General features: G+C 34.5%; 9 protein-coding genes. 6 read left to right on the forward strand and 3 right to left on the reverse strand.

Translation table 11 applies throughout. The features are described from left to right. Positions 1–489: transposase (locus tag LJE08_RS11620; RefSeq protein WP_238636035.1), on the reverse strand; the 489-nt coding region annotated here is incomplete at its 3' end. A 47-nt stretch (positions 490–536) separates the two neighbouring features. Then, positions 537–668, reverse strand: coding sequence for a hypothetical protein (locus LJE08_RS15120; RefSeq protein WP_255650344.1), 132 nt, complete (start codon positions 666–668; stop codon positions 537–539). Positions 669–994: 326 nt separating this feature from the next. On the opposite strand from LJE08_RS15120, the gene LJE08_RS11625 reads away from it, so the two are divergent. From LJE08_RS11625 to LJE08_RS11650, 6 genes are all read left to right on the forward strand, one after another. Next, on the forward strand, positions 995–1,672 hold the full coding sequence (locus LJE08_RS11625; protein ID WP_217256741.1) for an HAD family hydrolase: 678 nt from the start codon (positions 995–997) through the stop codon (positions 1,670–1,672). A gap of 265 nt (positions 1,673–1,937) precedes the next feature. Further along, the gene (locus tag LJE08_RS11630) at positions 1,938–2,801 is read left to right on the forward strand and encodes a peptidase U32 family protein (protein WP_217256740.1); all 864 of its coding nucleotides are present in this window, start codon (positions 1,938–1,940) and stop codon (positions 2,799–2,801) included. Then, positions 2,794–3,996, forward strand: a complete 1,203-nt coding sequence (locus LJE08_RS11635) for a U32 family peptidase (protein WP_117925167.1) — start codon at positions 2,794–2,796, stop codon at positions 3,994–3,996. Before LJE08_RS11630 ends, LJE08_RS11635 begins: the two co-directional genes overlap by 8 nt. 17 nt (positions 3,997–4,013) lie before the next feature. Next, a complete protein-coding gene (locus LJE08_RS11640; protein ID WP_217256739.1) occupies positions 4,014–5,708 on the forward strand; it encodes a proline--tRNA ligase in 1,695 nt (564 codons plus the stop codon). Positions 5,709–5,802: 94 nt separating this feature from the next. Further along, complete coding sequence (locus LJE08_RS11645) at positions 5,803–7,506, forward strand: hypothetical protein (protein ID WP_186999623.1); 1,704 nt, start codon at positions 5,803–5,805, stop codon at positions 7,504–7,506. 19 nt (positions 7,507–7,525) lie between these two features. Beyond that, a complete protein-coding gene (locus tag LJE08_RS11650) occupies positions 7,526–8,218 on the forward strand; it encodes a Bax inhibitor-1/YccA family protein (RefSeq protein WP_227403310.1) in 693 nt (230 codons plus the stop codon). Between the two features lie 375 nt (positions 8,219–8,593). On the opposite strand, the gene LJE08_RS11655 is transcribed toward LJE08_RS11650, so the two are convergent. Then, entirely contained in the window at positions 8,594–9,475 is an 882-nt protein-coding gene (locus LJE08_RS11655; RefSeq protein ID WP_227403311.1) for a YitT family protein, read from the reverse strand. Positions 9,476–9,696 lie beyond the last annotated feature (221 nt).

Consider the following 9,696-nt stretch of genomic DNA (forward strand, 5'->3'; position numbering starts at 1 on the left):
TTCTATACGAGATTTCTGGACTGGTGTTAAATCCGTTCCATTAATTGAGTCAAGATCCATATCAGGAGATGCTTTACATTTTTTGTGAACTTTTGAAAGAATATCTTCATCTGTGTATGGATTATCTGATAAAATAAGGTCGATGATATTAGATGCGGATTTGCCGAAAACATCAGTAAAGACCATATCCAGTTTACAATTACCGGAAGAAAGAGCGTTCTGAAAACGGTTCTTTTCGCTGGAACGTATATTTACAAGTTTGTACTTGTAGCGAGTGAGTTCGCGAAGGATGCGGAAATCTTTTTGAGGTATAAAACTACTTCTAACAATACCAAACTTAAATAAATCAGCAATACATTTGGCATCTTTATCGTCATCTTTCTCGCCTTTAACAGCGCGTACCCATTTAGGGTTGGCAACGACGATATTGGAAATATGGGATTCCAATACATTGTAGACAGGAATATAGTACTTACCAGTGGATTCCATGCATACATTTTGACAGTCGTTTTGAATCAGCTAGTTTCTAAACCGGATCAAGTCATTGTGAAAAGTCGAGAATCTTTTTTTAGATAAACAGGTTCAACGGATTCAGAAATGCAGATAACTGCGACAATGAATTTTTTGTGCACGTCGATACCACAAACACGAGGATAAATGATTTTCATAGAAAAAGCCTCTTTCAAAATAAAGAAGAAAGAAGCATTGACTGAACGAGTAGCACTAAAGATTAACTAATAGTCAATGATTAATCTACGGACTTGATGTCAACACTAATGTGTGCTTGAAATACTCGAACTTACACTGGTTTATATGCTGATTTAATCTGAACGAGATGCAGAAGTCTGCAACTCACCTCACCGTGCTCTGTAGTGTACTTCTAACTTCAAGAACATGGTAACAAATAAAAGATAAAAAATAAAAGCAAAGCTCATTGCACATTTTAATTCCAATGTGTGCCTTGAAGCGAAGCTGAAAGGAATGGTTGGTTTATATGAAGAAATTAATGCTTGATTGTGATGATACACTCTATGATTTATCTTGGCCATTTCGCAAGTGCATGGAAGAATTCCTTCCTAATGTAGATGTGGATATGGATTTATTTTATGCGGATTATCGTAAGTTTGGAGATCTGATTTTTGATGATCTTCAACAAGGAAAGATTACGATTGATGAATCTGGTGTTTATCGTATTGAAAAGGCTTGTGAAAAGTATGGGATTATTTTTTCTCATTCAAAAGCTGTAGAGTTTCAGTCTCGCTATAAATATTATCAGCATCATATTGAAATGGATGCACCGTTGATTGATTATTTTTCGAATTGTGAAGATGAACTTGCAATTTTGACAAATGGAGAGGATGCGCATCAAAGAATGAAATTAGAAGTGCTTCGTGTCTTTGATTATTTTAAACCTGAAAATGTATTTACGAGTGGTCAAATTGGTGTTGCAAAACCGGATGTGAATGCATTTAAAAAGTGTATGGAAGCGATGCATGAAGATATTACAGAATGGTATTATATTGGAGATAATTATATCAATGATATGCAAGGGGCTAAAAGTGCAGGCATGAAGACGATTCATTTTAATCGTCATCATCAGGTAAGTGGGCCTTGTGCAGATCATGTCGTATATTCGGCTAAAGAGTTGGTTGAATTCATTAAAAAAGACTAGATTGAACTAGCCTTGTTAAGAATGTCGTAATGGCATTCTTTTTTTCTACAATGCTTCCTCACCAATGATTTCATCCGACCATATTTTCTTCTTGCTCAGTGGGTTTATTGTAATCTTCAAATCTCTCATTAAGTGTTTGTTTGTTCGCATAGTATTTTCTAATATAAGTATATATGAAATTAAGTCCGATTTAAATAGGAGGTTAAGTAGGCATAAAATCACATTTGTGGTAAAATAAATCTGTATGTTTTGATAAGGAGTAATTATGTTTATAACAACAATTCATTCTATTGATTCATTAGAAAAATTAAAAAGAGCGAAGGCAGATGCCGTGATCATTGGTGTTGAACATTATTCGATTCGTTCGAGTATTACGGTAAAAAAAGAGGATTTACAGCTTTGGAAGAAGAAGTGTAAAAAGCTTGGCCTAAAATTATATATCAACTTTTTAAGATTATGTATGGATGAAGATCTATCGGGTGTTCGTGAATACTTTTCTATTTTTAAAGAATTGGATGTGGATGGTATTTACTATGCGGATGAAGGTCTATATTTTGAGGCGAAACAATTGGGGATTGAATTCAAATTGATTTATCAACCGGAAACATTGGTGGCTTCAAGTGCAGATGTGGATTTCTATATGTCTTTAGGCGTTCAGTCTGTCTCTTTAGCACATGAATTGAGTCTTGAAGAAGTGGTAAGTATTGGAAAGCACAATCCGGATATTGAAATCTTAGTGCATGGGTATTTCTCGATTCTATATTCAAGAAGACCTTTGGTCACTAACTATTTAGAGGCTGTGAACAAAACGGTTTGTTCATTACCGTGTCATTATGACTTGATTGAACAAACGCGTGAGCAACGCATGCCAATTGTGCAAGATGAAACGGGTACACATATCTTTAGTGAAATGCCAATCAACTCATTACAGGAAATGTGGGATTTTACATATGTAGGAATGCATCGCTTCCGCATTGATTCTTTATTTTTTGATGATGATTGGACTGTTGAAATCTTGGGTTTATATGATTTAGCTTTACAAGGGATTAAAATTATGGATGATGAGTCAACAAACCGTTGGTATTTAGAAGAGACAATTAAGAAAAAGGAGGAGCAAGTAAATGAATAAGATTGAATTATTAGCTCCTGCTGGAAATTTAGAAAAAGCAAAGATTGCGATTTTATATGGGGCGGATGCTGTATATATAGGTGGTAAGCAGTTTAGTTTGCGTTCGCGTGCAAGTAACTTTTCCATTGACGAAATCGCAGAATTAGTCAAATTTGCGAATGCACATAATAGTCATGTGCATGTAACTGTAAATATGCTTCCGCATGAGTCGGATCTTGATGGTATTGAAGAGTATTTAATAACTTTGGATTCGATTGGCGTGCATGCGATTATTGTGGCAAGTCCATCGATTATGATGTTGGCTAAAAAGCTTGGATGTAAGTTTGAAGTGCATGTATCAACGCAGCATTCTTCTACAAATTCAAGTGCTGCAAGATTCTGGAAAGAAAAGGGTATGGACCGTGTTGTTCTTGCCAGAGAATGTCAAATGGATGATATTCGTTCGATTTGTGAAGAGAATATTCTTCCTATCGAAGTCTTTATTCATGGAGGTATGTGTATTTCTTTTTCAGGACGTTGTGTATTGAGTAATCATATGACGCTTCGTGATGCGAATCGTGGTGGGTGTGCACAGAGTTGTCGTTGGAAATATCATTTAATGGATGGGCAAACAGAATTAAGTGATCCAACGAATTTATTCTCCATGTCTTCAAAGGATTTGCAGGCAGTGGATTATATTGAGAATTTCATACATATGGGTGTAGCGTCCTTGAAAATTGAAGGGCGTATGAAAAGTGCTTATTATTTAGCTACGGTTGTTTCTAGCTATCGTATGTTGATTGATTATATTTATGAGCATGGGCATGCGGATGTTGAAATCATTGAACGTGTAAAAAAGGAAATTGCCAAGGCAGAGAACCGACCGACAGGACCGGGCTTCTATAATGGCCTTCCTAAACATAAGATACAGTTGTATCAAGATCATGATGAAACGGTAACACAGGAATATGTAGCCATTGTGCAGGATTATGATAAAGAAAGTCAGATGGCGACTTTACAAGTAAAGAATCATTTCATGCCCAATCAGGATTTAGAAATATTTGGCCCTCACATTTTAAGTACGATTGTACATGTAGGGGATGTGTATGATAGTGAAGAAAATGTATTAGAGGTTTGTAATAAGCCGATGCAGATCGTACATACAAAATGGTCTGGGCCTATTGAAGTTGATGCGATGATTCGTAAAATTAGATAGTGGAAGAGGTAAGTAAGATGAAATTAAGTCAGAGTTTCTTTTATACATTAAGAGAAAATGCGAAAGATGAAGATAGCGTATCAAGTAATTTGTTGGTGCGTGCTGGAATGATCAAAAAATGTTCAAACGGAATCTATATGATCATGCCTATGGGAAAGAAGGTTCTTTCTAAAGTTGAAAATATTATTCGTGAAGAAATGGATGCGAAAGATGCACAAGAATTGTTGATGCCAGCATTGATTCCAGAAGATGTATATGTACAATCGGGTCGTCGTGAAGCTTTTGGTTCAAATATGTTTTCATTGAGTGATCGTTATAATAAGCGTTATGTTTTGGGCCCAACACATGAAGAATTGTTTGCGGTAGCTAGTAGTATGGATGGAAAATCTTATAAGGATTTCCCATATAACTTATATCAGATTCAAACGAAATATCGTGATGAAACTCGTCCTCGTTATGGATTGATTCGTGTTCGCGAATTCATCATGAAGGATGCGTATACATTTGATGTGGATGAAGCTGGATTGGATGTAGCCTACAACAAGATGTATGATGCATATTGCCGTATCATGGATCGTTTAGGATTGGAATATAAGATTGTTAAAGCGGATACAGGAGCTATGGGTGGTTTATTATCAGAAGAATATCAGGCTTTATCAAGTATTGGTGAAGACGTTGTTGTTGGATGTGAAGGTTGTGACTATTCTAGTAACTTAGAAATCACTGAAGTAGTAGATATAATGGAAGATTCTTGTGAAAAAGAACTTTCAATGGAAATTGTTGATACACCAAACGCAAAAACAATTGAAGAAGTGGCTGCTTTCTTTGGTAAGAAGGAAAGTGATTTCGTTAAAACATTACTATATAACGTAGATGGAAAGGTAATCGCATTCTGTATTCCTGGTGATCGTGAATTAAATGAAACAAAGGCATTGAAATTATTGGGTGCTAATGAAATGGAAATGGCTAGCTTTGAAGAAGTTGAAAAGGTAACACATGCGCGTGTTGGCTTTGCGGGCCCAGTCGGCATTGATTGTCCTGTATATATGGATCGTCAAATCAAACATATGAAAAACTTCATTGTAGGTGCTAACCAATCGAATCGTCACATTAAGAATGTAAATTGCAAAGATTTCGAGCCTGTAGAAGTGGCAGATCTTTGTCAGGTTAAAGAAGGAGATATTTGTCCTAAGTGTGGTAAGAAGTTAACTTTCCAACATGGTATTGAAGTTGGTAACTTATTTAAATTGGGGACAAAATATTCTAAGAGCATGAATCTATACTATACAGATGCCAATAACCAATTACAGCCAGTTTGGATGGGAAGCTATGGTATCGGTCTAGAAAGATGTATGGCAGCCGTTGCTGACCAGCACCATGATGATTTTGGTATTAAATGGCCAGTTGAAATTGCACCATTTAGACTTGCGATTGTTCCGGTATCTTTAAAGGATGAAGAACAAGTTAAGATTGCCAATGATCTATATGAATTCTGTAAAGAACACAAATTCGATGTTATTTTGGATGATCGTAATGAGCGTCCAGGCGTTAAATTTAAAGATATGGAATTGATTGGGATTCCTTATCGTATTACTGTGGGTCGTGGTATTAAAGAGGGTAAACTTGAGTGGACAGATCGTTATACGAGTGAAAAGATTGAAATTACGATTGAGGATGTTTATTCTGAAATCGAAAAAGTTTTCGTCATGTAAACGCTTGTGCTTGAACTATAAACAAAAAATTAAGTTATACATTTACTTTCATACAATTTTCATGTATATTAGTCATAGTTAAAGGAGTGTAATTATGCAAAATAAAATTGAAATTTTTAACAACCAGGTTATTATCAACTATAATTTGGCATATCCAAAGAGTCGTGAGGTTTTATTAAAATCTCATACGTTCACAAAATTTGTTCAATATTTCATTGAATATCAAGAAACAGATAATGCGAACATGTACGCGTATTTGACAAAGAATGGTGAATTGAATTCAAAAGAAGCTTCTTGTGATTTCTGTCATTTCTTGCGTTTATTGTCAATCTTTACTTGTGAAGAATTAAAAGATGAATATTATCTTTCAAATAAAGATGCAACTTTAAGTGTTATTGAAGAGATGTATCGTAATTGGCGATCTTTACAACGTTTTGGATATATGAAGAGTGATAATTCAACGGATTTTGGTATTAATACATTAGTGGCATTTGACTCAGCTTCAAATGATTTAATTCTTCGTACATATCGTTTGTTTGAAGAAAAATTAATGGGGAGACCAAACTTAGTGTATCGCCAGGTTCAAGCTGGAACTAACGCGTGTTTCTCTGTTCATACTTTGGATAAAGTATGGGCTGATGAATATGCCGCATTACAAGATATTCCAATGATCGATACAGTTATGTTAAGAACTCCAATGATTTTGCATCCAAAATCAAGTAAACGTACAGGAATGTTTACTGAAATAGATACACAGCCAATGACATATTTCAAAAAGGGAGAATCAAACTGGTTCTGTTATCCTTGTAAGGTTGGAACTTTATTATGTTTCGTATACTTCAACTCAAAATATATGTCTAGTGCATTGAGTATGGCTAACTTGTTTGAATTAGCTACAAAAGAAGAGAGTGCTCAAAAACCAGATCTTGTTGTTATTTTTGGTAATGACGATGGAAATGATGCAACAAACTTCTATTATGATGAGGCCAATGATATTTGGGTAGGATGTATTAGTGACAATCCTCGTATCGAATACTTTGGATATTTAAAGAAAATGTGTTTAACTTTACATAACTTGGCACAGATGAAAAAAGGTTGGTTACCAATCCATGGTGCTTTCGTAAACATCTATTTAAAGGATGGAACTAAGAAAGGTATCATGTTGATGGGTGATAGTGGTGCTGGTAAATCTGAATCCATTGAAGCATTAAAGGCCACTGCTGGAGATATGATTCGTGAAGTAGAAGTTGTATTTGATGATATGGGAACAATTCACTTAGAAGATGGCGTTCCATATGGTCAGGGTACTGAAATTGGTGCGTTCATTCGTTTAGATGATTTGGATCCAGGTACTCCATATCGTGACATGGACCGTTCAATTTTCATGGCTCCAGAAAATCCAAACTCACGTATGATTCAGCCAGCGGCTCCATATCGCGTTGTTGTTCACAATCATAAAATCGATTTATTTGCGTACGCAAACAACTACACTAATGAATTTGGTCTAAAGAAATTAACTGTTCAAGAAGTAAAAGATACTTGTAAATTAGGTAAACGTATGGCTTTAGGTACAACTCAAGAAGTTGGTATTTCAACAACATATTTCGCAAACCCATTTGGTCCTATGCAAAAACAAGAACTTTGCGAACCAATCATCGACACAATGTTCCAGGCTCTAGAAGATAACGGAGTATTTGTGGGTGAAATCTATACGCACTTAGGATTCGATAAATCAAACCGTAAAGGTTTAAATATTGCGGCTCAGCAATTATTAGAATTTATCCAGAAAAAGGATTAATATGTTTAACAACGATTCAATGAATTATTATTCAACAAACACTTTAAAAAGTGCATTGTTGAAGTCTTATGCATGGATGGGTGTTGCTTTATTCATCACGGCAATTGTATCTTATGGCTTATATGCTACAAACGCTTTATTGATTTTATTGAGTGCCATGCCATTTCTATTTTTGTTGTTTGTGATTGCACCATTTATCTTGTCCATTGCCTTTGGTGTTTCTATGGCAAGATCTACATCAAGTACAGGTATGAAAGTCATGTTAGTGCTTTATGCCATCTGTATGGGTGTTTCACTTACTTCGATTGGCTATGTATATGATGTAGCTACAATTGGTACTGCTTTTCTAGTCAGTGCAGTTTACTTTATTAGTTTAGCTGTTATTGGTACAACATCAAAAAAAGATTTTACTAGCTTTGGCTCATTATGTATGATTGGACTTTTTGTATTGATTATTACACAATGCTTTATGATGTTATTTAGAGTTAGTATGGATGTTCGCTTGCTTTCTATCATTACTCTATTGATTTTTACAGGCATCACAGTTTGGGATGTACAAAGAATGAATCGTTTATTGATTCAATCGGATGGTTCGGTCGTAGCACAAGATAAGATCGCAATCTTTATGGCTTTACAATTGTATTTGGATTTCTTGAATATTTTCTTAAGAATTTTACAGTTGATTGGCATGGGAAATCGAAATAATAAATAGGTGTATTCGTAATGGATACATCTATTTTTGTTTGTATTTTAAATGTATTCTTGTTAATATTATTGTATAAAGAACGAAAAGAAAACACTACATACTTAATTTAATAATGGATATTTTAATTGGACTAGCGTTTATAATTAAAGTATGTTTTAAAAGATTTATTAAAGTCTATGCTTATGGGATTCTACCTTATATACTTCTAGTTTCTGTTTTAAATATATATCATAGTATAAAAAATAAGGATTATAAATCCTATCGAATATTTTATTCTATATTTTGGATTTTAATGATTTTCATTCTGATCTTAACTTCATAAAGGGAATGTGTATGACGCATTTCCTTTTTCTAATTGTATATAAAAGGAGTAGTAACATGCTACTCCAAAGGTTTTTGATAGAAGTTTCCGTAGAAGTTTACTGTATTGTATGTGTTGATCAATACTTTAGGATCGACCTTTCTTACGTTATCGACAACGTCTCTTAATTCATAAGTAGAAATAACGGCTTTACATACGTAATACTTATGATGACTGTATGCACCATAACATTCAAATACGCTCATACCATGGCGACAAGTGGCCATAAAAGCATCAATGATGGGGTCTGGATCGTTTGTTGTAAATTCAACGGTAATTTGTGCATATCTTTGATATAAAGATGAGATTGTCTTTGTAGATAAGAATTGGAATAGGATGGAATATCCTGCATAAATCCATCCGCATAAGTATCCAAAGATAATAATCATAGCGCAGTTATAGAAGAATACATAGTCCCATATACCTCTATGAATCTTACTAGAAACGTATTGGGCAATGAAATCCGTTCCTCCAGTAGATCCTCCAGCTCTTAGAGATAGGGAAATAGAAAAACCCCATAAGAAGCCTCCAAATAGAACATTTAAGATTTGATCTTCGAAGAACGGTTCAAAATGGAAGATAGAAATAAAGAAGGATACTAGAAAGAATTGTACACAACTCAAAAAAGTGAATCTGGGTGAGATGTGTTTGTAACATAGGATGGCTGCAGGAACATTTAAAGCGATGATTCCAATTTGAGTAGGAAAATTAATGTTTACTAGAGCACAGACTTTATTGATTAATAGAGCAAGTCCTGTAAATCCTCCTGAGATTAGGTTGCATGGTGCCATAAATACATTCATGATATAACATTGCATGAAAGCACTAAATACAATCATTATGGTCGACGTTAACAGTCTTAGCTTCTGTTCTTTTTGAAGCTGGTGAATAATGTGTTGCATAATATAAAATACCTCTTGTTCATTGACCACATTATAATAGGTCATTTGTCAAATAAGTTCAACCAAAAATGGAAAATGTACATTTTTTAAAAAAATGTAAAAAAATTAAATTTTTTCTTGCTTTTTATTTTACGTTGAGGTATTATATATGAGCAGTCAACGAAATGGTTCCGTAGCCAAGTGGTAAGGCAATAGACTGCAACTCTGTGATCATCAGTTCA

This window comes from Holdemanella sp. DFI.5.55 (assembly GCF_020593575.1).
GTDB lineage: Bacteria > Bacillota_I > Bacilli_A > Erysipelotrichales > Erysipelotrichaceae > Holdemanella > Holdemanella hominis.